This is a genomic window from Marinovum sp. (assembly GCF_034669705.1).
In the GTDB taxonomy this organism is placed as follows: Bacteria; Pseudomonadota; Alphaproteobacteria; order Rhodobacterales; family Rhodobacteraceae; genus Marinovum.
Genome location: NZ_JAXMOR010000005.1, coordinates 44,365 through 70,843 on the forward strand (window position 1 = coordinate 44,365; position 26,479 = coordinate 70,843).

A 26,479-nucleotide genomic window follows, 5' to 3' on the forward strand; every position below is an offset into this window, starting at 1 on the left:
CCTGGCCGATGGCTAAGGTCCTGAAAGTTCTGGTTCCGGCCGCGATCGTCGCGGCCGGGCTGGCTTGGGTTCTGACCGCGCCGAGCTCGGTCGCCGAGGATGCCTTTGTCGACCCCGAGGGTGGCGAAGTCGACCGCGGCGAGACGGTGTTCAATGCCGCCGGCTGCGCCTCGTGTCATGCGGCGCCCGGCGCCACTGGCGACGACAAGCTGGTGCTGGCCGGTGGCCAGTCCTTCCCCTCGCCCTTCGGCGCCTTTACTGCGCCCAATATCTCGCCCGATCCCGAACATGGCATCGGCGACTGGACGCTGCAGGACCTGGCCAATGCACTGCTGCACGGCGTCTCGCCCGAGGGCGCGCATTATTTCCCGGCCTTTCCCTATACCTCCTATGCCAAGATGGGCGACCGCGACATCACCGACCTCTATGCCTACCTGCAGACCCTGCCGGCGAGCGACACGCCCTCGCAGGCCCATGAGGTCGGCTTTCCGTTCAACATCCGTCGCAGCCTTGGCGGCTGGAAGATGCTGTTTTTCGACGAAAGCTGGGTGATGGACGGCAATGACCTTGGCGCCGATCTGACCCGCGGCCGCTATCTGGTCGAGGCGCTGGGGCACTGCGGCGAATGCCACACCCCGCGCAACACGCTTGGTGGGCTCGACCGCAGCCGCTGGATGGCCGGGGCGCCGGATCCCTCTGGCAAGGGCACGATCCCCGGGCTGACGCCGGATCAGCTTTCCTGGTCGGCCACCGATATCGCCTATTATCTCGAGAGCGGCTTTACCCCGGAGTTCGACAGCGCCGGTGGCCATATGGCGGCGGTGATCGAGAATACCGCCAAGCTGAGCGCCGAGGACCGTGCCGCAATTGCCGCATATGTCAAGGCATTGCCGGCGGCAGAGACGGCAGACACGGGGTCCTGAGGCAGAATCGGTGTAGGCTTCTCCGGAGATATCTGGGGGGATATGATGCATGTGGTGATTGCCGGGGCCGGTCCCACCGGGCTGACGGCCGCTGTCGAGCTGGCCCGTCTGGGCGCGCGCGTCACGACGCTGGAGCAGCGCCCTGGCCCCTCCTACCTGTCACGCGCCGTGGGGCTTCAACCGCGCTCGCTCGAGATCCTGCGGCCCTCTGGCGTGGCTGATGCCATCCTGCGCGAGGCGGTGGCGTTTTCCGGCATCACCTTCCACCTGCGCGCCGAAGAGGTGGCCCGCCTGCCGCTGGGCTTCGATGACGCCAGCCGGCTCTGGGGGCTGGCGCAGGACCGCACCGAGGCGCATCTCGAGACCGCGCTGGCGCATTACGGCGAGATCGTCCGCTACGGCGTCGAGTTCCGCGGCTTTCACCAGACCCGCGACGGCGTGGTGGTGGAGACCGGCGATGGCCAGCTTGAGGCGGATTACCTGATCGGTGCCGATGGCGTGCATTCTGCGGTGCGAGAGGCCATGGGGCTCGACTTCCGCGGCCGCGAGTTGCCGGGGCTCTGGTCAATCGCCGATGTCGATGCCGAGGGCTGGCGCGATCCGACGCGGTTTCAGGGCTTCCTGCTGGACCAGGGCGACGTTCTGGTGGTGGTGCCGCTCGAGGAGAACCGGTTCCGGGTGATTGCCTCGCGCGAGGATGCGCTGGCGGCACTGCCGGTGCCGATGGACATCCGCCGGGTGCGCCGGCGCGGCAGCTTCACCGTCTCGGTGCGGCAGGTCAAGCGCTACCAGGAGGGCCGGGTGTTCCTGGCCGGCGACGCGGCGCATTGCCATTCGCCGGTGGGCGGGCGCGGCATGAACCTCGGGATCGCCGATGCCGCCGACCTGGCGCAGAGGATCATCGACGGCACCACCGACGGCTATACCGAGACCCGCCACCCCGAGGGGGCACGGGTGATCCGCCTGTCAGAGTGCGGCCGCAAGATGCTCAACACTACCAGTGCCACCCGCCGCGGGCTGGCGCTCCGGGCGATGAAGCTCGGCGCCGCGATGCCGCCTTTGGGGCGGGCGCTGGTGCGGCGGTTGGTGTCGGGGTGAGCGTGAGGTGCGGTTCGGTGGGTTGGAAACCCACCCTGCGGACGGTTGGGTCGGTTTGCCGGAAGTGGTGGGTTGGAAACCCACCCTACGGCTATGGTGGTGATCTGCCGGGGGTGAAGGTGGGTTGAAAACCCACCCTACGGGGGATGGTCGTGACCCGCCGGAGGGTGTAGGGGGTGGAACCCCACGATGCAGCCGATTAGCCGTTATCCGCCGGGGAAGGCCCGCACCCCACCGGAACGAGAAGACGAGTCGGTGGGTTTTCAACCCACCTCGCCAAAGCCCCTGTCGCGGGGCCTTCAGACCTTGGCGAGCTTCGCCTCGCGGTTGGCCTTCAACCGGGCGAAATCATCGCCGGCGTGATACGACGAGCGGGTCAGCGGCGTGGCCGAGACCATCAGGAAGCCCTTGCCATAGGCCGATTTCTCATAGGCCGCGAACTCATCGGGATGTACGAACCGTTCCACCGCGTGATGCTTGGGCGTCGGTTGCAAATACTGGCCAATGGTCAGGAAATCCACATCTGCCGCGCGCATGTCGTCCATCACCTGGGTCACCGACTGACGGTCTTCGCCCAGGCCCACCATGATGCCGGACTTGGTGAAGATCGACGGATCAAGCTCCTTGACCCGCTGCAACAGCCGCAGCGAGTGGAAGTAGCGCGCGCCGGGGCGGACCTCGGGGTAGAGGCCCGGCACCGTCTCGAGGTTGTGGTTGAAGACATCCGGTTTCGCCTCGACCACCACCTCAAGCACCTCCGGGGCGCATTTCAGGAAGTCCGGCGTCAGGATCTCGATGGTGGTGGCGGGCGCGCGGTGCCGCACGGCGCGGATCGTCTGGGCGAAATGCTCGGCACCGCCATCGGTGAGGTCGTCGCGGTCGACCGAGGTGATCACCACGTGGTTGAGCCCCAGCTTGTCGACCGCATGCGCCACCCGGCCCGGCTCAAAGGCATCGAGGCTCTCTGGCCGACCGGTGGCGATGTTGCAGAAGGTGCAGCCACGGGTGCAGATGTCGCCCATGATCATCATGGTGGCATGGCCCTGCGCCCAGCATTCGCCGGCATTTGGGCAGCTGGCCTCTTCGCAGACCGTCACCAGGTTGTTCTCGCGCATGATCTTGCGGGTGGTGTTGTAGCCCTCGCCGCCCGGTGCCTTGACGCGGATCCAGCTTGGTTTCTTGGGCTGGGCATTGTCCGGGCGATGTGCCTTTTCCGGATGACGCTGCTCAGGGATCTTGAGGTCTCGCACGATGTCTTCCCCGCGACTTTGGCTGTTTGCTCCGCCTATAGCACAGCCGCCTGCCCTGAGCCATGCCCATAGAGCAAGCCTGCCATGCCGAGGCCCCGCCGGGCCGCTCGGGTCTTGCTCCCTGCCGGCAGAATCCCTTAGACCTCAGGTACATTCTGCGGTTGCGAAGGGTTTACTTCGCTTGTGCAGCATTACATATCCCCCAGGCCGGTGCGCCCGGCCACAGATGAGCGCCAGAGGCCTGGCCCAGACGATTGACGGAGAGCAAGATGAAAACCGGATTCAAACTTCCCGACGTGACCTTCCGCACCCGCGTGCGCGACGACAGCATCGACGGTCCCAACCCCTTCCGCTGGGAAGACAAGACCACAGCCGACTATTTTGCCGGCAAGCGGGTGGTTCTGTTCTCCCTGCCCGGCGCCTTCACCCCCACCTGCTCGACCTACCAGCTGCCCGGTTTCGAGAAGAACGCCGCGACCTTTGCTAGCCACGGCATTGACGCGATCTACTGCATGTCGGTCAACGACGCCTTCGTGATGAACAAATGGGCGGCCGACCAGAAGCTCGAAACCGTCTCGGTGATCCCCGACGGGTCGGGCGAGTTCACCCGCAAGATCGGCATGCTGGTGGCCAAGGACAACCTCGGCTTCGGCATGCGCTCCTGGCGCTATGCGGCGATCGTCAAGGACGGCGTCGTCGAAGCCTGGTTCGAGGAACCCGGCCTGGCCGACAACCACGGCGAAGACCCCTACGGCGTGTCCTCGCCCGAGACCCTGCTGGAGTACCTGGCGGATCAAGCCAAGGGCGTCGCGGCGGAATAAACCGGGTTCCGGGGCGCTGCCCCCGTCCTCGCGAGCGAGGACTCCCCCGAGGTATTTTTGAACAGAAGAAGGACCGAGGCGCGCCCTTGGTCCTTTTTTCGTGTCGCCGGGAGGTTTCGCGGCAGGACACGCCAGCCCAGCGCCCGTCTCAGCCGGGCACCGCTGCCACCATGGCACACATCAGCACCCTGGCCTCGGCATCGCTCAGCCCCTGCCCGATCGCCAGGGCGTGCCAGGCCGGAAAGCTCAGTGCATGGGCCAGCGCCGCACCGCGCAGCGGCGGGCCCGGCGCGGGCGCGAGCGCGGCATGCAGATCGGCCAGCCAGGCCTGAAAACCGGCCAGCGTCTCGCGCAGCGCCGGCGAGGTCTCGGCATCGCGGATCACGTTCGACAGCATCCGGACATTCGGCCGGTAATAGCCATAGACCGCGGTCAGTGCCGCCTCGAGCCGGCGGCTTTCATCTTCGAGCGCCGACAGCTGCGACACGTCCGGCAGCGGGTTCTGCGCCAGCCAGCGCGAGGAACAAGCAGAAAACAGCGCCACCTCGTCGGGGAAATGCCGGTAGACCGTGGCCCGGCGCACCCCGGCACGCTCGGCCACCGCGCTGATCGTGGTGCGCGCCGGGCCGATGCTGCCATGCAAGTCCACCGCCGCCTGGGCAATCCGCGCCCGGGTCTGCGCCTCTTCCTCGGCGCGTTTGCGTTTCACATAGCTTCTTTTTTCATCGGACACTTGTGTTCATCCAATATTGACTCGACTCACCGAACCGCCCTTAGTTGATGGTACACACATGTTCATTGAAAGGAAACGATATGGATCAGGTGGCAGACAGGGCTCCGGCGCGAATCGTCGGGCCGGCGGAGGGCAAACTGGGGTTTCTGGGCACGATCGGCGTGCGGTTCCTGATCGACGGGGGCGAGACCGGCGGCGGGTTTTCTCTGGTCGAACATCCGATGTCGCCGCGGGCGCTGGCGGCGCCGCTGCACCGGCACCTCAACGAGGATGAATACAGTTTCGTGCTCGAAGGCCGGATGGGCGCGTTGTTGGGCGATCAGGTTGTCGAGGCCGGGCCGGGCGACCTGGTGTTCAAGCCGCGCGGCCAGTGGCACACCTTCTGGAACGCCGGCGACCGCCCGGCCCGCATTCTCGAGATTATCGCCCCGGCCGGCTTCGAGCGGTTTTTCGAGCGGTTGTCGGACCTGGGCGGGGTGACCGCCGTGCCGCCCGAGACGCTTGGCGCGCTCTGCGAGGAATATGCGCTCGAGATGGACCCGGACAGCGTGCCGGGGCTGCTCGAGCGCTTCGGGCTGCGGTTTCCGGGCGAGCCGGTGGCGGGACAGGTGTTTGACGGCGCGGCCGGCTGACGGCGGGACCTGCGCGGGCGGATGGCTGCGCCTTTGGGGGCTCTGCCCCCGCCGCCTTTGGCGACTCCCCCGAGGGTATTTTTGAACAGAAGAAGAAGGATCGGGCGGGCGTTCAGAGGATCGGCCAGGGGCTGGTGGGCTTGGTGCGGCGCAGGACGAAGTTGGTGTGGCTGGCACGCACCAGGCCCGAGGCGAGAATGCCGCGCATCAGGAAGTGCTCGAGGTCCTCGGGGTCCTTGGCGGCGATCTTGAGGATATAGTCGCTTTCGCCGGTGACGCTGGCGCATTCGGTGATCCGGTCCTCGGTCTGCACCAATCGGTTGAAGGCCGCGATCGTCTCTTCGCGGTGGTCCATCAGGGTGACGAAGACATAGGCCAGCGCGTGCAACCCGAGATGCTTGGGGTTGAGCCGCGCGGTGTAGCCGGTGATCAGGCCGGTCTCCTCCATCCGCTTGATCCGCCGCCAGCAGGGCGAGGTGGAGAGCGCCACACGGTCGGCGATCTCCTGAATGCTCGCCTTGCCGTCGGTCTGCAGGATGTGGAGGATCCGCCGGTCGGTCTCGTCGAGGGTGAGGGTCATCTTGCCTCCAGATCGCGTTTGAACGGCAAAGCTTGCCTCAAACTTCTCATCTACAGGCAAGATCGGCAAGAAATTCCTCCCGCGCCGGCGCAGTCTGGGGGCGAGGAGGAGACACCATGCCGAAATCGACCAGCTATGCCGCAAAGATCCCCGACGACCGGGGTTTCATTGCCTATGACGCCAGCGAGGACGCCGTCTGGCGCGATCTATACGACCGGCAACTGCCGAACGTGCAGGCGCATTCCGCAAGCGCCTATCTTGACGGGCTGGCGCGGGTCGACCTGCCGCGCGACCGTGTGCCGCAATGCCCGGAGGTGTCCGAGACCCTGCGGGCGCTGACCGGCTGGCAAGTGGCGCCGGTGCCGGCCCTGATCCCCTTTGGCAGGTTCTTCGGGATGCTGGCCGAGAAGACCTTTCCCGCCGCGTCCTTCATCCGCCGGCGCGAGCATTTCGACTATATCGAGGAGCCCGACATCTTTCACGAGCTTTTTGGCCATGCGCCGCTGTTGACCGACCCGCGGTTTGCCGGCTTCAGCCAAGCGATCGGACAGGCCGGGCTGCGCGCCGAAAGCAAGGACTATGCCTGGCTGATCCGGCTCTACTGGTTCACCATCGAATTCGGACTGGTGGTCGAGGACGGCCGGCACAAGGCGCTGGGCTCCGGGCTGGCCTCGTCGGTGACCGAACTGCCCTGGGCGGTGCAGGCCGAGGGGGCAGAGCGGCGGCCGTTCGACATCATCGACATCCTGCGCACGCCCTACCGGATCGACATCCACCAGCCGATCTATTTCGTGATCGCCGCGCTTGACGATCTTTTCGCCGCGGCCGAGCGTGACCTTCTGGCGGATGTGCACCGGGCGCAGGCGCTGGGGCTGCATGCCCCGGCCTATCCGCCGAAAACCGATGCGGCCTGAGGATGCGGCCTGAGGAGGACATGACATGACGACCTGCAATATCGGTGGCGGCTGTTCGGCGGATACGCCGGTGCTGGACCAGGACGCGGCGCGCGATCAGATCGCCGGGCTGGCCGGCGACTGGCAACTGTCTGACGAGGGCACCACCATCACCCGGCGGATCACGGTGAAGGGCTTTGCCAAGGCGGTCTACCTTGCCAACCTTGCCGCCTGGATGGCCGACCAGCATGGCCATCACCCGGATGTGGCCTTTGGCTGGGGCTATTGCGCGGTGAGCTATACCACCCATGAGGCCGGCGGGCTGACCGAGGTCGACATCGCCTGCGCCCGGGAGTTTGACGCGCTGCTGGCGTAAGCCTCAGCCGATCAGCGTCTCGCCGCCCTGCACCTCGTCGTAGAACCGGCGCAGCCGTTGCAGGGCGATGCGCAGCACGATCTTGCCGGAGCGCGCCGACCAGCCCATGCGCTTCTCTGCGGTCTCGAGCCCCTCGAGATAGCAGCAGCAGCGCAGCGCCACGTCGCCGAGGCCGGGGCCGAGATCGCGCAGCGCATGGGCCACCCGGCGGCGGGCCTCGGTGCTGGCCATCGGGCCGTCGCCGCTGCCCGGGGTCTGGGCGCCACCGGTGAGGAAACTGTCCCAGTTCTGGGTGGTGCGCTGGGCCATCTGGGCAATTTCGAAATCCTCGCGCAGGCGCTCGCCGGCGGCCACCAGATCATCACTCAGGAACCGCGTGCCATCCTTGTCGCGACGTCGCGCCAGCAGGGTCAGCGGCGTCTCGTTGGCGGTGTAGCGGATGCGTTTGCGCAGAGGTGCGGCCTCGGCCGGCGCGGCCGAAAACGGCGCCTGCGCCTCGGCCATGCCCTGCGGCTGCAGCGCGCCGCTTTCCTCCTGCGCCAGCAGGCGGCTCAGCGCGGCGCGGCCGGCGGCGGTGATGTGATAGCGCGCGATCCGGCCCGGAAGCTTGCAGTCGATCCATTCCTTCAGCGCCAGTGCCTCGGCGATATGGGTGTCGACCACCGCCGTGCGTTGGGTGGTGCCGGAGGCGGTGTCGCGCACCACCACCGCCTTTTCCATGTCTGGTACCACCGCCAGAACCGCGCCACTCTCGGTCAGCCGCCGCAGGATGCGCCGCGCCTCGCGGGCCAGGGTCTCGTCATCGGTCCGGGTGCAGTCGGGCCGGGGGAATGGTGCCGCCATGGGATCGCCTTTCGCAGTTGGCGCCTTCAGGCCGGTGGATTTCCCGAGTTGCCGCAGGGCGGCGTCGACAAGCGGATCGTCACGGCGGTTTTCCAGCCGTCGCACCTGTCGCAACACGGTGGAGGGATGACAGCCCGACAGCCGTGCCAGCTGCCGCAGCGAAAGCCCCTGCTCCACGTGCCGGATATAGTGTGCAGCCGCGGCGGGCACCCAGGCGGGCCAGTCTCCCGCCACCGGCAGATCGATCACCTGCGAGGCTCCGCACTCAGTCTTGCACAAGGCTCATATCCCACGTCTTCTCAAGTTACCCACAACCTAAAGGCGACAAGGTTACTCGTTGGTTAACAGTTGTCGCTGGGAGACATCATTGTTTCCAAAGGATAAACAAGTCTGACGCCGGCGCACTCTGACCAGCGTGAAAACGCAACACCCGCAAAAGCTGTGCAACTCTCTGCGCCATCAGTTCAGCGAGAGGACCCGCCATGCAAGACGCCCTGACCCTTCTGCGCCAGCTTCACCGTCCGCGGCTTTTGATCCGCGCCGCCCGCGCCGGGCTGGCGGACTATCGCCGCAGCATCCACTTGCGCCGCTCGCTGGGCAGCGAGCCGCCGCGCCGGGCCGGGCCGGCGCTGATGCGGCTGATCGAGATCGAACGCGGGCTCAACGATGCACGGCTGCAGAAATGCGCCAGCTACTGCGTGGCGCGTCACGTCGAGGTGCTGGTGGCGATGATGGGCGAGGCGCAGATGCTGCGCCCCGGCGTCTGACCCGGCTCAGGTAAAGCTGTCCGGCATCGAGGCCTTCTTTCTGGCGACATAGCCGGCCAGCGCCTCGTTGATTGCCGGATCGAGCATCGGCTGCTGGTAATCGGCCAGCAGCCTCTCGACCCGCTCGGCGGCCAGCGTCATGGTATCGCGGGCGCCGTCTTCGTCCCAGGTCTCGAAGGGCTTGTAGTCGAACAGCTGGGTCTTCCAGAAGGCATCCTGGAAATTCGCCTGAGTGTGGGCACAGCCTAGGTAATGCCCGCCGGGGCCGACCTCGCGAATGGCATCCATCGCCTGGGCGTTCTCGTCGGCCATGACGCCGGCAGCCATCTTGTGCAGGGTGCCGAGCTGGTCGGCGTCCATCACGAATTTCTCGAAGCTCGACACCAGCCCGCCCTCGAGCCAGCCGCAGGCGTGCAGCATGAAGTTGACCCCGCCCAGCAGCGCGGCGTTCAGCGTGTGCGTCGTCTCGTAGGCGGCTTGGGCATCGGGCAGTTTCGAGCCGCAGAGCCCCCCGCCGGAGCGGAACGGCAAGCCCATGCGCCGCGCCAGCTGGCCGGCGCCATAAAGGATCTGGCTGGCCTCCGGGGTGCCGAAGGTGGGCGCGCCGCTGTTCATGTCGATCGAGGTGACGAAGGCGCCGAAAATCACCGGCGCGCCGGGGCGGACCAGCTGCGCATAGGCGATCCCGGCCAGCACCTCGGCCAGCACCTGGGTCAGCGTGCCCACCACCGAGACCGGCGCCATCGCCCCGCCGACGATAAAGGGCGAGAGGATGCAGGCCTGGTTGTTTTTGGCATAGACCTCGAGCGCGCCCATCATCACGTCATCGAAGGTCAGCGGCGAGTTGACGTTGATCAGCGAGGTCATCACCGTGTTCTGCTGCACGAAGTCACGGCCAAAGAGGATCTCGCACATCTCGACCGAATCCTGTGCGCGCGAGGGCTCGGTGACCGAGCCCATGAAGGGCTTGTCGGACAGCGTCATATGGGCCTGCAGCATGTCGAGATGGCGCTTGTTGACCGCCACGTCGGTGGGTTCGCAGACCGTGCCGCCGGAGTGGTGCAGCCATTTCGACATGTAGCCCAGCTTCACGAACTTGCGGAAATCGGCCATCGTCGCATAGCGCCGCCCGCCCGCCATGTCGCGCACGAAGGGGGGGCCGTAGACCGGCGCGAGCACCAGGGACTTGCCGCCGATCTCGACGTTGCGGTCTGGGTTGCGGGCGTGCTGGGTAAAGCGCGACGGCGCGGTTTCGCAGAGCTTGCGCGCGAGGCCGCGCGGGATATGCACCCGCTCGCCCTGGACATCGGCGCCGGCCTCCTTCCACAGCGCGCAGGCGCCGGGGTTGTTGACGAAATTGACGCCGATCTCTTCCAGCAGGGTCTCGGCGTTGCGCTCGATGATCTCCAGCGCTTCTTCGGTCAGCACCTCGTAATTCGGGATGTTGCGCTCGATGTATTTCGCCGTGTCAAAGCTCACCGCCGACCGTGCCGCGCGCCGTGCCGCGCCGCCGCCTCCCCGTGCCCGCCTGCGACCTGCTGCGTCTGACATATGCTCACCCTTTCGATCTTTCCCGGGCGTCTGCCGGTGGTTACCCCGGATTTACAGCAGGGCCGCGGCGGCGCGTGTGGGGAATCCGCCCTTTGAGGCGGGAAAACGACATGCCGCCGGTCTCATTCCGCCGCAGGGCGCAGCCGCCAGCCGGTTTGTTCGGGCAAAAACACCTCGATCGCCGCGCTGGCCACCACCTGGGTGTCGCCGTCGGGATGGGTCACGTCCATGCCGCCAGCCACCACGGTGATCGTCACCCGGCCGACGGGGAATTTCCCGGCCAGCGCGCCGGTCTCGACCGCGTCGGGCTGTTGCACCCCCAGCGTCACCCTGATCTGCACATCGTCGGGCGGCAGCTTCAGCGTCTTGACCACATGCAGGCTGGAATGGCGCAGCGCGTCGTCGATCGCGCGGCCGGCGGCCTTGGTGTAGTCCTGACCGTGCAGGTCCACGCCCTGCCCCATCTCGATGATCAGCCGCCTCATGCCACCCGCTCCATGTCGAACGACACCGTCAGCGCCACATGGGCGATCACCGTCGGATGGCCCGCGCCCTCGGGCCGGGGTATGTCGAGCCCGCCCTGCACCACTTCGACCCGCGGCGCGCCATAGGGAAAGACCGCCGCCACCGCCGCGCGGTCGACCTTCTCAGGACGCTGCACCGCGATCCGCACTGAAATCGCCATGTCGGCCTTGTCGAAGCCGAAGAGCTCGGCCGCGTTGATCGAATTGTGCCAGAGCGCGTTTTCCACCGCGCGTTTGGCCGCCTGCGTGTAGTCGCCCCGCCGCAGCGAAGTGCCCATGCCGAACTCGGTCAATATCCGTTCCATCACCATCCTCCGTTTGCCGCAGGCAAGCCCGAAGCGCGCTGCAAGGTCAACGGTCAATCCCCCGCAACCTTTGACCGGTGCCCAAAGGATGTGCATGATGATGAAGGGAAAACACGGTGGCGCAATGACGACCCAGAGCGAGACCCAGACCGCGTCCGACGCATCCAATGTGCTGACGGCGCGGAACGAGCGCAAGACGCTGACATCGCCAGAGATCACCGCGGTGGCGCATCTCTATCGCGGCGAGGTCTATCGCTCGACGATCTGGCGCACCCGGCTCGACACCACGACCAACTGGTCGGTGGTGACGCTGGGGGTGGCGCTGTCGATCTCCTTCTCCTCGCCCGAAGCCTCGCCCCTGCCGCTGGTTCTGGTCGGCGTGCTGATCATGCTGTTCCTGTTTCTGGAGGCGCGGCGCTACCGCTACTTCAATGTCTGGCGCGCGCGCTGCCGCTGGCTCGAGAATCATTTCTACGCGCCGATGCTCTATGACGGTGACCTGCACCTCGAGGAGAACTGGCAGAAGACCCTGGCCGAGGATTACCTGCGGCCGCGCTACCATGTCTCCTTTCTGGTGGCGATCGGCCGGCGGATCCGGTCGAACTACCTGTGGATCCTGCTGATCCAGACGCTGGCCTTCGCCGGCAAGATCGCGGTGCATCCGACACCGATCACCGGCTGGGAGCAGGCAATCAACCGCGCCGATGTGGGCCCCATCCCCGGCGAGGTCCTGATCGCCGGCGGCGTGATCTACGTGACGACCTGGACCGGTCTGGCGATCTGGTCCTACCGCCGCGATGCCCGGCGTGCGGCCCAGCGCCGGCGGCCGCGGTCGGATTCGATGGGCTGAACCCGCGTCACCCCGTCCCGGCCGCCGCGCCGGGACTTCCTCGGGGCGGTCGCAGTGATCCTTGGCACGCCAAGAGGCCCGGCAAATCGCATTGACACTCTTGCCCTCCCCCCCGCACGCGCCTAAAGCGCTGTCATGACACCCGAGACCCATGACCGCCTTCTGATCATCGACTTCGGCAGCCAGGTGACGCAGCTCATTGCGCGCCGCCTGCGCGAGCTGAATGTCTATTGCGAAATCCACCCCTACCAGAACGTGACCGACGGCTTTCTGGCCGAGTTCGCGCCCAAGGCCGTGATCTTTTCCGGCGGGCCGGATTCGGTGATGCGCGAGGGCTCGCCCCGGCCGCCGAAATCGGTCTACGAACTGGGCGTGCCGATCCTCGGCATCTGCTATGGCCAGCAGGTGATGATGGCCGACCTCGGCGGCAAGGTCGAGGCCGGCGAACATGCGACAGCCGAGTTCGGCCGGGCCTGGGTCACCCCGACAGAGACCCGTCCCGATCTGCTGACCGGCTGGTTCCTCGACGGCTCGGGCCGCGAGCAGGTGTGGATGAGCCACGGTGACCATGTCTCTGAAATCGCGCCGGGATTTGCTGTCTACGGCACCTCGCCCGGCGCGCCTTTTGCGGTGACCGCCGATCTCGAGCGGCGGTTCTACGCGGTGCAGTTCCACCCGGAGGTGCACCACACCCCGAACGGCAAGACGCTCTACGAGAACTTCATCCGCGACGCCGGCTTCAAGGGCGACTGGACGATGGACGCCTACCGCGAGGAAGCGATCGCCAAGATCCGCGACCAGGTGGGCGAGGCCAAGGTGATCTGCGCGCTCTCCGGCGGGGTCGACAGCTCTGTCGCGGCGGCGCTGCTGCACGAGGCGATCGGCGACCAGCTGACCTGCGTCTTCGTCGATCACGGGCTCTTGCGGCTGAACGAGGCCGAGGAAGTCGTCGGCATGTTCCGCGACCACATGAACCTGCAGGTGATCCACGCCCAGGAACAGGAGCTGTTCCTCGGCGAGCTTGACGGCGTCTCTGACCCGGAAACCAAGCGCAAGATCATCGGCCGGCTGTTCATCGACGTGTTCCAGAAATACGCCGACGAAATCGAGGGCGCGCAGTTCCTGGCGCAGGGCACGCTCTACCCCGACGTGATCGAATCGGTCTCGTTCTCGGGCGGCCCCTCGGTGACGATCAAGTCGCACCACAATGTCGGCGGCCTGCCCGAAAAGATGGGCCTGAAGCTGGTCGAGCCGCTGCGCGAGCTTTTCAAGGACGAGGTCCGCGCGCTGGGCCACGAGCTCGGCCTGCCCGCCAGCTTCATCGGCCGCCATCCCTTCCCCGGCCCCGGCCTCGCGATCCGCTGCCCCGGCGAGATCACCCGCGAGAAGCTCGACATCCTGCGCAAGGCGGATGCGGTCTATATCGACCAGATCCGCAAGCATGGGCTCTATGACGAGATCTGGCAGGCCTTTGTCGCGATCCTACCGGTGCGCACGGTCGGCGTGATGGGCGACGGCCGGACCTACGACTTCGCCTGCGCCCTGCGCGCGGTCACATCGGTTGACGGGATGACGGCGGATTACTATCCGTTCAGCCACGACTTCCTCGGCGAGACGGCGACGCGGATCATCAACGAGGTCAAGGGCATCAACCGGGTGACCTACGACGTGACCTCGAAGCCGCCGGGCACGATCGAGTGGGAATGACGAGCGGTAGTCTCCATTGGCAAACGCGCGCCGACCCCTATTCTGGGTCGGCGTTTTCGTTTCATGGGGTCGTCCGATGCTGTTTGTCTTTTCGCTTTTCAGGAACACCGCCTTTTTGCTGATCACCTGCGCCACGCTCGCCGTCTCCACCGCCGGGCTTGCGGTCAAGACCCTCTCGCTTTCGGCGCAGGTCGCGACCCTGAGCGCCTCGGCCGCCGGCAGCGCGCTGGCGCAACGCAAAGCCGTCGCCAAGGCAGTGGCCCGGAGCAAATCCAAGGCGCGGTTGCGCCGAGTGATGGTCGGTGTGCCACTGCTTGGACTCGCGGCCGCGGCCGCCTTTGAGCGGCAGGACTATCTTGACTGGCAACAGGACAATCCCGGGGGCACGCTGGGCGATTACGGCTGCGATGTCGCGCGATCCAGCGCCGAAGTGATGGATGACGTGCTGCAGGAGTTGCCTGAGCGGGTGCGGCCGAGCCCTGAAATGGTCATGAGCCTGCTGCCGGATTGCGATCCCCTGTAACCGTCACTCCGTCAGCGTCGGCGGCGGCCGCCGGAAGATCTCGCGGAACATCCCCGGCGTCAGCGCCGAGAGCGGGTTGACCGAGATCTTCGGCGCGCTGGCCTGGCCGCGCAGGTTGAAATTGAACCCGAACAACCCCTCGCCCTTGCGCGAGAACAGCTGGCCCACGAAGTTCACCACATAGATCGGCGACAGCACGCCCTGCATGTCCATCGTCTTGCTGGCGAGGTCGTAATAGCCGTCAAGGCTGATTCCCATCGACGGGCCCACCGCGCTTGACCGGGTCAGGATCACCTGTTTCGGCGTCAGCCGGAACCGCGCCTCCACCTCGGGAAAGGAGATGCCCTGACCGCCGAGTTGTTCGAGCAGGCCGATCACCGAGATCGCGTTCAGCAGCTCGGCCATCACCGGCGCATTGCGGATGCGGGTGTCGCGGATATCGAGCTCGCCGTCAAATGTGCCGGGGGCGCCGGTGGGCAAAAGTTTCAGGTGAAAGCTGCCACCATGCATGTTCTTGAGCATCCCGGCATCGCGCAGCACCGCGCCCGCATCGTCTGACTTGATCACCAGCCGGCTGCCCTTGTCGGTGGGCTGGATGCTGCCGCGCACCGGCACGCCGCCGTTGAGCCTGGCCTGGAACTCGCCCAGCATGCCGCCGCTCAGCGCGAAATCGCCACGAAATCCGCTGAGCACGATGCCGTCGGTGATCTGCAGGCGGTCCGGCGCCAGCACCAGCGGACCGGCACCCGTGCCACCGCCGCCGCTGCCGCGGGTCGAGGTGAAGGGCGCGTTGCGCATGTCGATCCGCCCACCAGAGACCTGCACCGCCGGCGCCACGCCGCGGCCACGACCGGTCAGCGTCACCGGCGCGTCGATCCAGTCACCGGCGCGCAGCCGGCTGATCGCCAGAGATTGCAGCCCGCCGGTCTCGCGCAGGGTCAGCCGGCCTTCGAGGTCGAGCCCGGGCGCGTTCAGCGCCAGGCTGTCGACCCGCACCGGCTTGGACAGCACGCCGGCCAGCGCCAGCTTGCCGGTGCTGCGCGGCCCCATCGACCAGCCGATGGCGTCGAGCCGCAGCCCGAGGCCGGCGAGGTCGGAGGTCAGCGAAAACGCCGGCGGGCGGCCCTTGACCAGCGCCAGCTCGAGCCGCCCGCTGCCCCGCCCCGAAACCGAGCCCGGCGGCAGCGCGACGTTGAAGGTCTCGAGCGCCTCGGGCGAGAGCGCCACATCCGCCACCACGCGCGAGCCTGCCTCGGCGGCGCCCGGGCCCAGCGGCGTCTGCCAATGGCCATCGAACGGCACGCCAGCAAGCGTACCCGGGCCTTCGATCCGCAGGTGATCGTTGCTGGCGGAAAAGCGCAGATGATCGGCCGCCAGCACCTTGTCGGGCACGATCTTGCCGGTCGAGATGTCAAATCCCCGCCCGGTGACGGCAAAGCGCACCGACCCCTTCGGCGGCTTCTTCTGCAGCGGAAAGTCGATCTGCCCGGTGGCCTGCACCCGGCCCTCGGCAATGTCGATCGGCCGCCCGGCCTTGTCGAGCGCGTACATCGGCGCCTGGTTGAGCACCCAGAGCGCGGCCTTCAGCGGCCCGGCAGCAGCCAGCTGCACCTGCGCCGGGCTGGGTTTCACCCGCACATCGGGGATGGTGAAGACCGTGCCGGCCGCGTCGAGCGTGCCGCCCTCGCCGGCCTGCAGCACGCCGCGGTCGACGCTGACCGCCAGCCGGTTGTCCTCGAACTGCAACAGTCCAGAGGCGCCGGTGACGGGCGGCAGCGTGCGCATGAACTGCACCGTGACATCGGCGACCTCGACGCTGAGAAATAGCTCGGGCGCGGCGGCCGCGGGCGTGCTGCGCAGCCGCAGCGCAAGGTTGCGCAACCGGCCCTCGCGCACGTTTTCGGCGATCCATGCGCGGGTCTTCACCTTGACGCCGGCGGGCCAGAAGCCCAGCAGCTGCTCCGGCCCGATTTCGTCGACCTGCGCCATGACCGAGATGTCCCAGCCCTCCGGCGCGGCCTCGACCCGCCCGCGGGCGCGCAGGGTCTGGCCGGTGTCCGACAGCGCCAGCCGGCCGATCCGCAGCACGAAGGGATCAAGCGCCAGATGGAAATCCAGTGCCGCCGAGGTCAGTGTCTGTGGCGCGTCATAGAGCCCGACCGGGTTGGCGCTGATCCCCGACAGGCTGACCTGCCCCTGCAGCGAGCTGGGCAGGCCGCTGTCCGCCCCCTCGAGGATGGCGCTGCCGTCACCGGTGGCGTTGATCCAGTCGCTGACCACCGCGAGCTCGTTGAACCGCAGGGTGTCCTCGGCCGGGTCATAGGTGAAATAGCTCCGCGCCGAGGTGAAGGGAATCGGCCGGGTGGCATCGCTGGGCTGCACCACGCCAGCGCCGATCGACAGTGTGGCGCTCAGCGGACCAAGCCTGCCGTCTTCCTGAAACGAGGTGCGCAGCGCGCCCGAGATCGGCGCCCGCAGCACCCCCAGCCAGGCCAGCGCCGCGCTCTGGCTGGCGATGTCGCCAGAGGGCACGTCGGTGACGGCGATCCCGAGGCTGACCCCGTCGGAGCCGATGGCGCTCTCGCCGAAAACCTCCAGCGTGGAGGCATAGGACCTGCCGCTGAGCAGCGCGAAATCGCCGCGCAGCTGCAGGATGTCGCGCTCGCGTGACAGGGCGATGCGGCCGCCGTCCACTGTCCAGTTGCGGCGCGCGCGGGCGTCCTGGTACTGCAGGGTGACGGCGTTGATCTCGATCTCGGCGAGGGCTGCGAACTGTGGCTGATAGAGCAGGTCGTCGATCTGGCTGATCAGCCCGTTGAGGCCGATGCCCGCCTTGCCCATGCCGTCGCCAAGGGCCAGGTCGAAGGCGCCATCGGCGCCGCGCCGCAGCCGCAGGAACACCCCGGCGACGGAAATGCTGCGCGGCTGCAGGCGCCCCTGATAGAGCGAGCGGCGGGCGATCTTGACCTCGGCATGCGACAGTTCGAGCAGCACCCGCCCGGTCCCGGCCTGGCGCAGTTCCACATCCTCGAGCGCGATCTCGGGGCGCAAATCGGAATGCACGAAGAGCGTCATCTCCGAAAAGCTGAGTTCGTAGCCGGGCAGCTGCCGCGCGATCCGGGTCTCGATCTCGGCGCGCAGCCAGTCGGGCGCGTTCAGCGGCCGGCCGAGCAGTGACAGCCCGCCCCAGACCAGCGCCCCCGACAGGACCGCCACCCAGAACACCATCATCAGCGCCGCCCGCGCCACGATCATCCGCTTGCGCGGTCCGGGCCTTGCACCGCGGCGCACGCGCTTGCCGGCGTCGGTCTGTTCCTGATTTTCGCTGCTCACCGGCTCGAGCCGCCTCCCGGGATTTGACAAGCGTCTGAATTTCTGGCCTGCCAGGTCCTAATATTGGGTGTAGGCCCGGCAACCAAGGGAAAGCGGATCACATGACCTCCAGCCAGCTTCAAACCGGCGAAATCGTGCCGGACATCACCCTGCCGCGCGATGGCGGCGACACCGTCAGCCTCGGCGCGCTGCGCCCCGCCCCGGTGGTGCTGTTCTTCTACCCGCGCGACCTGACCTCCGGCTGCACCAAGGAGGCGATCGCCTTTTCTGGCCTGCGCACGGAGTTCGAGGCCGCCGGCGCGCAGGTTTTCGGGATTTCCAAGGATTCGGTTCAAAGTCACGACAAGTTCGTTGCGAAACATGACCTGACTGTACCGCTTCTGTCGGACGAGGCCACTGATATCGCCGAAAAATTCGGCGTCTGGCAGGAAAAGAAGATGTACGGCAAGACCTTCATGGGCATCGTGCGCTCGACCTTTCTGATCGATGGCGAGGGCCGGCTGGTGCGCGAATGGCGCAAGGTCAAGGTCGATGGCCACGCCGAGGAGGTTCTCGAAGCGGTGCGCGGGCTGTGAGCCTGACGCTGGCCGAAATGGCGGTCGAGGTGTTGAGCACCGCCGATGGCCGTGAAAAGACCCGGCTGTCGCGCGCCCATGCCGCCACGTGGCTGGGGGCGCGGGCCGCGGGCAAGTCTCTGCCGGTCGGGCACGCCGCGCCGCCGCTGCGCCCGGCGCGGCCCGAAAAGCCCGCGCTGCTGTCACCGCGCGACGTGCCCAAGCGCAAGCCGGGCAGTCCGGCGGGGCGTGTGGCGCTTCTGCATGCGGTTGCACATATCGAACTGAACGCTGTCGATCTGCACTGGGATATCCTCGCCCGCTTTACGGAAACCGACTTCCCACCGGGTTTCTATGACGACTGGGTCAGGGCCGCCGACGACGAATCGAAGCATTTCAACCTGATGTGCGACTGTCTCGAGGCCGAGGGCAGCTTCTACGGCGCCCTGCCTGCCCATGCCGGCATGTGGCGCGCCGCCGAGGACACGGCCCAGGACCTAATGGGCCGGCTTGCGGTGGTGCCGATGGTGCTCGAGGCGCGTGGGCTCGACGTGACGCCGGGGATGATCGAGGTCTTTCGCAAGGCGGGCGCGACCCGCGCGGTCGAGGCACTGGAGGTGATCTACAGCGAGGAAGTCGCGCATGTGGCCTATGGCTCGAAGTGGTTCCACTTCCTGTGCGGGCGGCACGATCTCGACCCGAAGGACGTCTTTCACCAGCTGGTCACAAAATATTTCAAGGGCCCGCTGAAACCGCCGTTCAACGAGGAAAAGCGCGCCGAGGCCGGCCTTCCGCCGGATTTCTACTGGCCGCTGACCGAGACCGGCGCCGCCTAGCCCGCCGCCGGCCGTTTGAAAGACCGCTGAGCTTACCTAACGCAACCCCTTCCGATATCGGCGAATTTTCGCCCATCGGGCCGTTTGAGCGCCGCTTTGCCGAATCAAACGGCCTGCAAACTTGCGCGTGTGTAAAGCTCTGGTTAAGGAGGCTGAGGGGCCAGGTGCGGGGAACAACGCGCCACCGGACGAACAAGATAAGGGACAGCTGCGGTGCGGACACGGCTAGCGATCAGACTTCACGCGATTCTCGAGAGATATTTTCCGGAACGCCGCCTGTTCCTGCGCTCGGACACCGACACCCGATTCATCCGGCTGAAACCCGAAACCCAGTTCATCGCATTCACCGGCTCGGCGCTGGTGATCGCCTGGTCGATCATCGCCACCGCCATCCTGCTGATGGATTCGATCGGTGCCGGCAACTTCCGCGAACAGGCCCGCCGCGACCAGCAGACCTACATGGCGCGGCTCAATTCTCTGAGCCAGGAACGCGACGCCCGCGCCAACGATGCCCTCGCCGCTCAGGCGCGTTTCAATTCCGCGCTCGAACAGATCTCGGTGATGCAGTCCGAGCTGCTCGGCTCCGAGATCCGCCGCCGCGAGTTGGAAACCGGCATGGAGGTGGTGCAGGCCACCCTGCGCGACGTTATGTCCGACAAGAAGGTAGTCGAATCCGAATTTGCCACCCTGCAGGCGGCGCTCGACAACGGCGGCACCCTGCCCGGCCAGTCCGGCGCCGACAGCGAGACCGTCGACCTCTTGGCCAACGCGCTGGAGCGCACCGCCCAGGAACGCGACCGGGTGGTCGCCGACGCCCAGCAGGCGCTGATCGCCGCCGACGCCATGGCCACCGAACTGCGCAGCATGGAAGAGAAGAACGACGCCATCTTCCGCCAGCTCGAAGAGGCGATGACGATCTCGGTCACCCCGCTCGACAAGATGTTCAAGGCCGCCGGCATGAACCCCGACAACATCCTCGACAAGGTACGCGCCGGCTATTCCGGCCAGGGCGGCCCGCTGATGCCGCTGAGCTTTTCCACCAAGGGGGGCGAGCTGACCGAGGACAGCAAGCGCGCCAACCGCATCCTCAACCAGATGGATCGGCTCAACCTCTATCGCATCGCCGCCGCCAAGGCGCCCTTTGCCGCGCCGCTGAAGGATTCCTATCGCTTCACCAGTGGCTTTGGCTATCGCTGGGGCCGGCTGCATGCCGGGGCCGATTTCGCCGGCCCGCATGGCACGCCGATCTATTCCACCGCCGATGGTGTCGTGGTCCATGCCGGCTGGCAGTCGGGCTATGGCAAGCTGGTCAAGATCCAGCATGAATTCGGCATCGAGACACGCTATGCGCATATGTCGAAAATCCGCGTGCAGAAGGGCCAAAGGGTCTCGCGCGGTGATCGCATCGGTGATATGGGAAACACAGGACGCTCCACCGGCACGCATCTGCACTATGAGGTCCGTGTTGGCGGCAAAGCCGTCAATCCAATGATTTATCTGAAGGCTGCGAAAGATGTTTTCTAAAAGCAAAATCAACGAGCCCGGCCCCAAGGCCGATGACGCTGCAAGACCTGCGGCCGCAGAACAGAAGAAGCCTACCATGCCTCCACAGCCCGACTACAAGCCCTCCTCTTCGCCCAAGGCCAAGCCGCCGGCATCGGTCCTGTCGTCGGATTTGCATGTGGTCGGCAACATGAAGACCACCGGCGACATCCAGGTCGAAGGCACCGTCGAGGGCGACATCCGCGCCCACCTGCTGACCATCGGCGAGACCGCCACCATCAAGGGCGAATGCGTTGCCGATGACGTGGTGGTCAATGGTCGCATCGTCGGCCGTGTCCGGGGCCTCAAGGTCCGTCTTACCGCGACCGCGCGGGTCGAGGGCGACATCATCCACAAGACCATCGCGATCGAGAGCGGTGCGCATTTCGAAGGCTCGGTTCAGCGCCAGGACGATCCGCTGAACGCCAAGGGCAAGGCCCCGGCGCAGCCGCAGCAACAGCCGCAGCAGCGCCCCACCGGGCAATAAGCCGGGCCAAAAGATCGGGCCAGTTAGCCTCATTATGACCTGCCAAGGCCTCGCGATCCGCGGGGCCTTTTGCGTTCCGGCGGTGGCCTGTCGACCCGGCTGGTCCTGAGGTCAGACGATCTCCGCCACCTCCACCCCGGTGGCCTTGGCGACCTTCTTCAGCCGGTCGAGCACGGCGTCACTGTCGGGGTTGCTGCGCGGATCGAGGATCTTCAGCCGCACCGCATCGGCTTCAATCTCGAGCCTCGCATGGTCGAGGATCTCGGGCACCGCGGCCGAGAACCGGTGCCCCAGCTGCATCACCCGGCCGAGGATCTCGGCCCGGCGCAGATCGGCCGGTGCCAGCAGCGCATCGGTGACCGCCCGCACCTCGCCGTCGAGCTTGCCGCCGTAGCGGCAGAGGATGGTGACCGCCAGGAAGGCGCGCTCCGGATGGGTGATGCCAACGAAGGGAAACTGCAGCAGCCGCTGAAAGCTCTCTTTCGGGCGGATTTTCTCGTGGTCGCGCCAGCCGATGTCGGTCAGCGCACAGGCCGCCAGCCGCAGTCGGCGCCCGGCCAGGGTCTCACCGGGAAAGAGATCGTCGGTCCAGCGCCCCAGTGCCGCGCTGAACTCCGGCACCCGCGCCGTCGGCAATCCGATCGTCTGGGCGCATTCCAATAGCGGATCTCGGTATTGCTCGTCTTCGTCGAGTTGGCGATAGATCCAGCCTTCGCGCAGCCCGAAGGCGGAAAACACCACCCGCTCCGGCGCCAGCTTCTTGAGCACGCGTGACATCACCAGCGCCGAGGCCGCCAGCGTCTCGATTCGCCGGCCGGGCACATCGGGCAGCTCGGCCACCTCCTCGGGGGTCATCTTGGCGATGGTCTTGGCCATCTTGCGCAGCTCTTCCGCCGGCATCTCGAAGCCATGCACCACGGTGATCGGCGCCTTGTCCTGGGCGATCCGCACCCGCGCCAGCGCCCGCCAGCCGCCGCCGATGGCGTGAAACACCGGCTCGGTCAGCAGCGGCGGCAGGCTCTCGGCCAGGATGCCGTCGACCCATTGCTTGGCCTCGCCATAGCCCGCCTCAAGCCGCGCCTTCACCGGCAGCGCGCCGAGCGGCATGGAGGTGACGCGCTCGCTCACCCGGTCGCCGATCACCTCGGCGACCTCGAGACTGCCACCGCCAATATCGCCGATCATCCCCTTGGGCTGGAAGAAGCCGGAAATCACGCCGTAAGCGGTGAAATGCGCCTCTTCCTCACCAGCCAGAATGCGCGGCTTCAGCCCGGTGGCCTCGGTGATCGCCGCGATCAGATCGTCGCCGTTCTTGGCCTTGCGGGTGGCCTCTGTCGCCAGCACGTCGATCCGCGTGACATCCATCGCCTTGGCGATGGCGCTCATCCGGGTGATCGCATCGACCGCCCGGGCGATGGTCTCGTCCGAGAACCGCCCGTCGTCGCCCAGCCCGGCCCCCAGCGCCACCAGCGACTTCTCGTTGAAGCGGGGGAAAGGCGCGCGGCTCAGATCGTCATAGACCACAAGGCGGATGGAATTGGAGCCGACGTCGATGACGCCGTAATGCGCCTGCTGGCGGTCGAGAACCCGCCCGGTCTCGATCTCGATCACCCGCGGGTCGAGGTCGCCCTGTCCGGAACCCTGCATCAGCCTGCCCGCCTCCTTCGCACAAATCCTTCTGCGAAGGTGGCATTTCAGGCCGCGACTTGTCTACGGTCTTGGCGCGGGCAAGGCCTGCAACCGGTCCTCAGGCCTCGAGCTCGGCATCCCAGTAGAGGAAATCGACCCAGCTTTCATGCAGGTGGTTGGGCGGGAACTTGCGGCCCATGTTGCGCAGCTCTTCCGCCCCGGGCTGGCGCGGCGGCTTGCGCAGGTTCATCCCGGCGCGGGCCAGCGACTTCGAGCCCTTCTTGAGGTTGCAGGGCGCACAGGCCGCCACCACATTCTGCCACGAGGTCACCCCGCCGGCGGCGCGCGGCACCACGTGGTCGAAAGTCAGCTCGCGCTTGGTGCCGCAGTACTGGCAGCGAAACTCATCCCTCAGAAAAAGATTAAAGCGCGTGAAGGCCACGCGCTTTTGAGGTTTGACATAATCTTTCAGGACGACGACCGAGGGGATCCGGATGGTGGTCGAGGGGCTTCTGACCTGATGGTCATACTCGGCCACGATGTCGACCCGGTCGAGCCAGGCCGCCTTGACCGCATCCTGCCAGGGCCAGAGCGACAGCGGGTAGTACGACAGCGGCCGGTAATCCGCGTTGAGCACCAGTGCGGGGTATTGCCTCAGCGCCGATGGCTCGCGCACAAAATCCGTCCTGAAATCACCGTCCATGGGTCGTCACATCCTCTTGTCCGCTCCGCTATGCCTCATGTCCGCGCTTCTTGAGATCGCTTTTGGTAATACGACTATATCTCGCGTTTCCAATCAGGCAAGCGCCTAAACATGGAGAGCCGCCCCAAGAGTTAGGGGAGTTTCGTAACGCTGTCATGACGGGCACCCCGGCGGCAACAAGCCGCTCATCTCACCGGCCCCCACCGCGCCACTGCGTCCCGCCGCCTCTTGGCCCGACCACGCGCCTCCGCTATCGTCACCCCATGCCGACCCCGCCCGCCATCGCCGGCGTTCTCGAAGCCGCGCTCTATGCCCGTGATCTCGATGCCGCCGAGTCCTTCTACCACGGCGTGCTGGCGATGGAGGTGGTGCTGCGTCTGCCCGGCCGCCACGTGTTCTTCCGCGCCGGCGAGACGATCCTGCTGGTCTTCAACCCCGAAGAGACCGCCAGACCCTCGCAAAACCCAAAGATGCCGGTCCCGGCCCATGGCGCGCGCGGCCCCGGACATGTCTGCTTCCGCGCCTCCCGCACCGAGATCGCCCGATGGCGCGCGCATGTCACCGCCCAAGACATCGCCATCGATGCCGAGTTTGACTGGCCCAACGGCGCCCGCTCGCTCTACATCCGCGATCCCGCAGGCAACTCGGTGGAATTCGCAGAGCCGCACCTCTGGTCCTGACGTACAGGCCCCCCGCTTCTTCTGTTCAAAAATACCTTGGGGGGAGGCCGCAGGCCCGGGGGGCAAAGCCCCCCGTCCAGCCGGAGCCGCCAGCGCAGCCGCCGGTCCTGGCGCGAAGAGCCTTGGGCGGTCTGGGGGGGGTCTGGGGGGGGTCTGGGGGGCCCGCCCCCCAGCCGGTCGACACGCCAGAGGCGTGGCGAAACTCAGAGCGCCGGCATCAGAACCCGCATTTGTCGCGCAGAAACGCCAGCGCCACGCCCAGCCCGTCGGGTGCGATCCCATGCGCCGTGCCCTTCATGATATGGGCAAAGACCTCCTTGAACCCGGCCTTCTGCAGCGCCTCGGCCGCCTCCGGCAGCGATTGCGGCGGCACCACGTCGTCCTGATCGCCGTGCACCAGCAGCACCGGTGGAAAGCTCACCGCCTCGTCCTCGAGCAATTCCGGCGCCAGCAGCCGGCCGGAAAAGCCCACCACGCCTGCCACCGCATCCTCGCGCCGGGGCGCCACGTGCAGGCTCAACATCGTGCCCTGTGAAAAGCCGAACAGGGCCACCTGCTCGGGCAGCACGTCCTCGTCGACCATCACCGAATCGAGATAGGCGGTCAGGTCTTCCGCCGCCCGCGCCATGCCGGCCTCGGCCTCTTCCTGCGATGCGCCGTCGATCCAGGGGATCGGAAACCACTGGAACCCCATCGGCGCCCCGGCGCAGGCCTCCGGCGCGTCCGGCGCCAGGAACAGCGTGTCGGGCAGGTGTTCGCTCAGCGGATCGGCCAGCCCCAGCAGATCGGCGCCATTCGCGCCGTAGCCATGCAGAAAAATCACCACCGAACGCAGCTCGCCGGAGACCGGCTCCTTGCGGCCGGATGTCAGAACACGAGTCATCAAATACCTTCCCTTGCCTTGGCATGTTTGTAGTAGGCCCAGAGCGCCCGGGCCGCAACCGAGCGCCAGGGTGACCAGGCCTCGGCCATCTGCCGCAAGGCGCGGTCTTTCGGCCGCTCGGGCAGGTTAAAGAGCAGCCGCGCCGCCTCTTGCAGGGCGAGGTCGCCGGGGGCAAAGACATCCGCCCGTCCGAGCGAGAACATGGCGTAGATCTCCGCCGTCCAGACGCCGATTCCCTTGACCGCCACCAGCGTCGCGATCACCTCGGCATCTGGCGCGCGGCGCAGCGCCGCGAAATCGATCTCCGCGGTGGCCAGCGCCTGCGCATAGGCCGCCTTCTGGCGGCTCAGCCCGAGGGCGCGCAGCGCGGTCTCGTCGCTGGCGCGGATCGCCTCCGGTGTCACCATGCCGGCGGCCTGCAGCCGGCCCCAGATGGCGCTGGCCGAGGCGACCGAGACCTGCTGGCTGACAATCGCGCTCAAGAGCTGGGCAAAGCCGTCGTCGCGCCGCCGCAACGGCAGCGGGGCGCAGGCATCAAGCGCCGGGGCAAATCGCGGATCGGCGCGGCGCAGCCAGTCGGCGCCCTCGGCGACGCAGGCGTCGCTCTCGATGATCCGCCCTACCCCAGCCATTGCGCGATCCTCGCCTCGGCCGCGGCCAGATCGCGCACCATCGGCACCAAAGGCCGACGCGGCCGGTCGATCATCCCGACCCGCAGCCCGAGCCGCCGCGCCGCCTCGAGTTTTGGCCAGCCGCCGGGCCCGCCGGCGTTGCGCAGGATCAGCCAGTCGATCCTCAAACGGCGAAACAGCGCCACCTCGCCCGCCACCGAGAACGGCGAGGCGCCGCGCAGGAAGCGGCCGCGCGGCAGCGGAAAGGCATCGTGGTGCTCCGACAGCTGGCGGCTGATGACATAAGCCTCGCGCAGGTTGGCAAAGCGCATCAGCCCCTCGCGCCCGGTGGCCAGAAACACCCGCGCGCCACGCGCCACATGGCGTGCCGCAGCAGACTCGTCACGCAGCCTGACCCAGCGGTCGCGCCGCCCCGGTCGCCAGCCCGGTCGCTCGAGCCGCAACAGAGGCACGCCGGTGTCCTTGGAGGCCCGCCAGGCCTGCCAGCCGCTCTGCCAGTCGTTTGGGTGGCTGACGTCCAGGATCAGTCGCGCGCCGCTCTGTCGCAGTGCGGCGTCCAGCGGTCCGGACAGCACCGGCAACGGCCAGTCATGCGTCCGCCGCTCGGGCGCCGGCAAGATCACCGCCGCCCGCCCCCGCAGCCGGTCGGCCAGCGCGCGGGCCTCGGCAGAGCCGCCGATCAGCAGGATGTCAGTACCGCGCGCAAGCATCGGGTCAGGTCTCGCCATGGTCGCGCGCGGGGATGCGCGCGGCCTTCAGACGCCGAGGATTGGCCCGATCTCCGGCCAGCGTCAAGCACCCGCCAGGCGGCAAACCGGAACATC

The 26,479-nt window shown here is 67.0% G+C and carries 28 protein-coding genes; 15 read left to right on the plus strand and 13 right to left on the minus strand.

The genetic code is table 11. The features are described from left to right. The first annotated feature begins 8 nt into the window (after nt 1-8). Nucleotides 9-923, plus strand: a complete 915-nt coding sequence (locus VOI27_RS05055; protein ID WP_323764215.1) for a cytochrome c — start codon at nt 9-11, stop codon at nt 921-923. A gap of 42 nt (nt 924-965) precedes the next feature. Next, nucleotides 966-2,021 (plus strand): FAD-dependent oxidoreductase, encoded by a 1,056-nt coding sequence (locus VOI27_RS05060; protein WP_323764216.1) that lies wholly within the window; start codon nt 966-968, stop codon nt 2,019-2,021. A gap of 299 nt (nt 2,022-2,320) precedes the next feature. On the opposite strand, the gene lipA is transcribed toward VOI27_RS05060, so the two are convergent. Continuing rightward, nucleotides 2,321-3,271, minus strand: coding sequence for a lipoyl synthase (lipA, locus tag VOI27_RS05065; RefSeq protein WP_323764217.1), 951 nt, complete (start codon nt 3,269-3,271; stop codon nt 2,321-2,323). A gap of 269 nt (nt 3,272-3,540) precedes the next feature. Here lipA and VOI27_RS05070 point away from each other — a divergent pair, with 269 nt between their 5' ends. Beyond that, on the plus strand, nt 3,541-4,092 hold the full coding sequence (locus VOI27_RS05070) for a peroxiredoxin (RefSeq protein ID WP_323764218.1): 552 nt from the start codon (nt 3,541-3,543) through the stop codon (nt 4,090-4,092). 148 nt (nt 4,093-4,240) lie between these two features. Here the strand turns inward: VOI27_RS05070 and VOI27_RS05075 are convergent, their stop codons facing one another. Beyond that, a complete protein-coding gene (locus tag VOI27_RS05075) occupies nt 4,241-4,801 on the minus strand; it encodes a TetR/AcrR family transcriptional regulator (protein ID WP_323764219.1) in 561 nt (186 codons plus the stop codon). Between the two features lie 104 nt (nt 4,802-4,905). On the opposite strand from VOI27_RS05075, the gene VOI27_RS05080 reads away from it, so the two are divergent. After that, complete coding sequence (locus VOI27_RS05080; protein ID WP_323764220.1) at nt 4,906-5,457, plus strand: cupin domain-containing protein; 552 nt, start codon at nt 4,906-4,908, stop codon at nt 5,455-5,457. Between the two features lie 112 nt (nt 5,458-5,569). On the opposite strand, the gene VOI27_RS05085 is transcribed toward VOI27_RS05080, so the two are convergent. After that, nucleotides 5,570-6,037: an Lrp/AsnC family transcriptional regulator gene (locus tag VOI27_RS05085; protein ID WP_323764221.1), complete on the minus strand. Its 468-nt coding sequence runs from the start codon at nt 6,035-6,037 to the stop codon at nt 5,570-5,572. A gap of 116 nt (nt 6,038-6,153) precedes the next feature. Between VOI27_RS05085 and phhA the strand changes: the two genes are divergently transcribed. Beyond that, nucleotides 6,154-6,951, plus strand: a complete 798-nt coding sequence (gene phhA / locus VOI27_RS05090; RefSeq protein ID WP_323764222.1) for a phenylalanine 4-monooxygenase — start codon at nt 6,154-6,156, stop codon at nt 6,949-6,951. Nucleotides 6,952-6,976: 25 nt separating this feature from the next. Further along, nucleotides 6,977-7,306, plus strand: coding sequence for a 4a-hydroxytetrahydrobiopterin dehydratase (locus tag VOI27_RS05095; RefSeq protein ID WP_323764223.1), 330 nt, complete (start codon nt 6,977-6,979; stop codon nt 7,304-7,306). A 3-nt stretch (nt 7,307-7,309) separates the two neighbouring features. Here VOI27_RS05095 and VOI27_RS05100 read toward each other — a convergent pair whose 3' ends face one another. Further along, entirely contained in the window at nt 7,310-8,428 is a 1,119-nt protein-coding gene (locus VOI27_RS05100) for a DUF6456 domain-containing protein (RefSeq protein WP_323764224.1), read from the minus strand. 203 nt (nt 8,429-8,631) lie between these two features. On the opposite strand from VOI27_RS05100, the gene VOI27_RS05105 reads away from it, so the two are divergent. Then, the gene (locus VOI27_RS05105) at nt 8,632-8,916 is read left to right on the plus strand and encodes a DUF6477 family protein (protein ID WP_323764225.1); all 285 of its coding nucleotides are present in this window, start codon (nt 8,632-8,634) and stop codon (nt 8,914-8,916) included. 6 nt (nt 8,917-8,922) lie between these two features. Here VOI27_RS05105 and VOI27_RS05110 read toward each other — a convergent pair whose 3' ends face one another. From VOI27_RS05110 to VOI27_RS05120, 3 genes are all read right to left on the minus strand, one after another. After that, nucleotides 8,923-10,467 (minus strand): trimethylamine methyltransferase family protein, encoded by a 1,545-nt coding sequence (locus tag VOI27_RS05110; protein ID WP_323764226.1) that lies wholly within the window; start codon nt 10,465-10,467, stop codon nt 8,923-8,925. A 122-nt stretch (nt 10,468-10,589) separates the two neighbouring features. Next, nucleotides 10,590-10,952 carry a Lin0512 family protein gene (locus VOI27_RS05115; protein ID WP_323764227.1) on the minus strand — a complete coding sequence of 121 codons (363 nt, stop codon included), beginning with the start codon at nt 10,950-10,952 and terminating at the stop codon, nt 10,590-10,592. Then, entirely contained in the window at nt 10,949-11,302 is a 354-nt protein-coding gene (locus tag VOI27_RS05120) for a Lin0512 family protein (protein ID WP_323764370.1), read from the minus strand. Before VOI27_RS05120 ends, VOI27_RS05115 begins: the two co-directional genes overlap by 4 nt. A 118-nt stretch (nt 11,303-11,420) precedes the next feature. On the opposite strand from VOI27_RS05120, the gene VOI27_RS05125 reads away from it, so the two are divergent. The 3 genes from VOI27_RS05125 to VOI27_RS05135 all read left to right on the plus strand — a co-directional run bounded on the left by VOI27_RS05125 (nt 11,421) and on the right by VOI27_RS05135 (nt 14,376). After that, nucleotides 11,421-12,146, plus strand: coding sequence for a DUF2270 domain-containing protein (locus VOI27_RS05125; protein ID WP_323764228.1), 726 nt, complete (start codon nt 11,421-11,423; stop codon nt 12,144-12,146). 135 nt (nt 12,147-12,281) lie between these two features. Beyond that, nucleotides 12,282-13,853 carry a glutamine-hydrolyzing GMP synthase gene (gene guaA, locus VOI27_RS05130; protein ID WP_323764229.1) on the plus strand — a complete coding sequence of 524 codons (1,572 nt, stop codon included), beginning with the start codon at nt 12,282-12,284 and terminating at the stop codon, nt 13,851-13,853. Between the two features lie 76 nt (nt 13,854-13,929). Further along, nucleotides 13,930-14,376, plus strand: a complete 447-nt coding sequence (locus VOI27_RS05135; RefSeq protein WP_323764230.1) for a hypothetical protein — start codon at nt 13,930-13,932, stop codon at nt 14,374-14,376. Nucleotides 14,377-14,379: 3 nt separating this feature from the next. Here the strand turns inward: VOI27_RS05135 and VOI27_RS05140 are convergent, their stop codons facing one another. Further along, entirely contained in the window at nt 14,380-17,709 is a 3,330-nt protein-coding gene (locus VOI27_RS05140) for a DUF3971 domain-containing protein (RefSeq protein WP_323764231.1), read from the minus strand. 101 nt (nt 17,710-17,810) lie between these two features. On the opposite strand from VOI27_RS05140, the gene VOI27_RS05145 reads away from it, so the two are divergent. The 4 genes from VOI27_RS05145 to VOI27_RS05160 all read left to right on the plus strand — a co-directional run bounded on the left by VOI27_RS05145 (nt 17,811) and on the right by VOI27_RS05160 (nt 21,128). Continuing rightward, nucleotides 17,811-18,284 (plus strand): peroxiredoxin, encoded by a 474-nt coding sequence (locus VOI27_RS05145; RefSeq protein ID WP_323764232.1) that lies wholly within the window; start codon nt 17,811-17,813, stop codon nt 18,282-18,284. Between the two features lie 17 nt (nt 18,285-18,301). Beyond that, nucleotides 18,302-19,099 (plus strand): ferritin-like domain-containing protein, encoded by a 798-nt coding sequence (locus VOI27_RS05150; RefSeq protein WP_323764371.1) that lies wholly within the window; start codon nt 18,302-18,304, stop codon nt 19,097-19,099. 213 nt (nt 19,100-19,312) lie between these two features. Further along, on the plus strand, nt 19,313-20,623 hold the full coding sequence (locus tag VOI27_RS05155) for a M23 family metallopeptidase (protein ID WP_323764233.1): 1,311 nt from the start codon (nt 19,313-19,315) through the stop codon (nt 20,621-20,623). Next, nucleotides 20,613-21,128 carry a polymer-forming cytoskeletal protein gene (locus tag VOI27_RS05160; RefSeq protein ID WP_323764234.1) on the plus strand — a complete coding sequence of 172 codons (516 nt, stop codon included), beginning with the start codon at nt 20,613-20,615 and terminating at the stop codon, nt 21,126-21,128. Before VOI27_RS05155 ends, VOI27_RS05160 begins: the two co-directional genes overlap by 11 nt. Before the next feature lie 111 nt (nt 21,129-21,239). Here VOI27_RS05160 and VOI27_RS05165 read toward each other — a convergent pair whose 3' ends face one another. Both VOI27_RS05165 and VOI27_RS05170 read right to left on the minus strand, forming a co-directional pair. Further along, nucleotides 21,240-22,775 carry a Ppx/GppA phosphatase family protein gene (locus VOI27_RS05165; protein WP_323764235.1) on the minus strand — a complete coding sequence of 512 codons (1,536 nt, stop codon included), beginning with the start codon at nt 22,773-22,775 and terminating at the stop codon, nt 21,240-21,242. Between the two features lie 100 nt (nt 22,776-22,875). Then, a complete protein-coding gene (locus tag VOI27_RS05170; protein ID WP_323764236.1) occupies nt 22,876-23,460 on the minus strand; it encodes an HNH endonuclease in 585 nt (194 codons plus the stop codon). Between the two features lie 263 nt (nt 23,461-23,723). Here VOI27_RS05170 and VOI27_RS05175 point away from each other — a divergent pair, with 263 nt between their 5' ends. After that, entirely contained in the window at nt 23,724-24,140 is a 417-nt protein-coding gene (locus VOI27_RS05175; RefSeq protein WP_323764237.1) for a VOC family protein, read from the plus strand. A gap of 217 nt (nt 24,141-24,357) precedes the next feature. Here the strand turns inward: VOI27_RS05175 and VOI27_RS05180 are convergent, their stop codons facing one another. Genes VOI27_RS05180 through VOI27_RS05190 form a run of 3 tightly spaced genes read right to left on the minus strand, consistent with a single transcriptional unit; the run spans nt 24,358 to nt 26,365 of the window. Continuing rightward, nucleotides 24,358-25,023 carry an alpha/beta hydrolase gene (locus VOI27_RS05180; RefSeq protein ID WP_323764238.1) on the minus strand — a complete coding sequence of 222 codons (666 nt, stop codon included), beginning with the start codon at nt 25,021-25,023 and terminating at the stop codon, nt 24,358-24,360. Then, nucleotides 25,023-25,655: a DNA-3-methyladenine glycosylase 2 family protein gene (locus tag VOI27_RS05185; protein WP_323764239.1), complete on the minus strand. Its 633-nt coding sequence runs from the start codon at nt 25,653-25,655 to the stop codon at nt 25,023-25,025. Before VOI27_RS05185 ends, VOI27_RS05180 begins: the two co-directional genes overlap by 1 nt. After that, on the minus strand, nt 25,643-26,365 hold the full coding sequence (locus VOI27_RS05190) for a precorrin-6A/cobalt-precorrin-6A reductase (RefSeq protein WP_323764240.1): 723 nt from the start codon (nt 26,363-26,365) through the stop codon (nt 25,643-25,645). Before VOI27_RS05190 ends, VOI27_RS05185 begins: the two co-directional genes overlap by 13 nt. Nucleotides 26,366-26,479 lie beyond the last annotated feature (114 nt).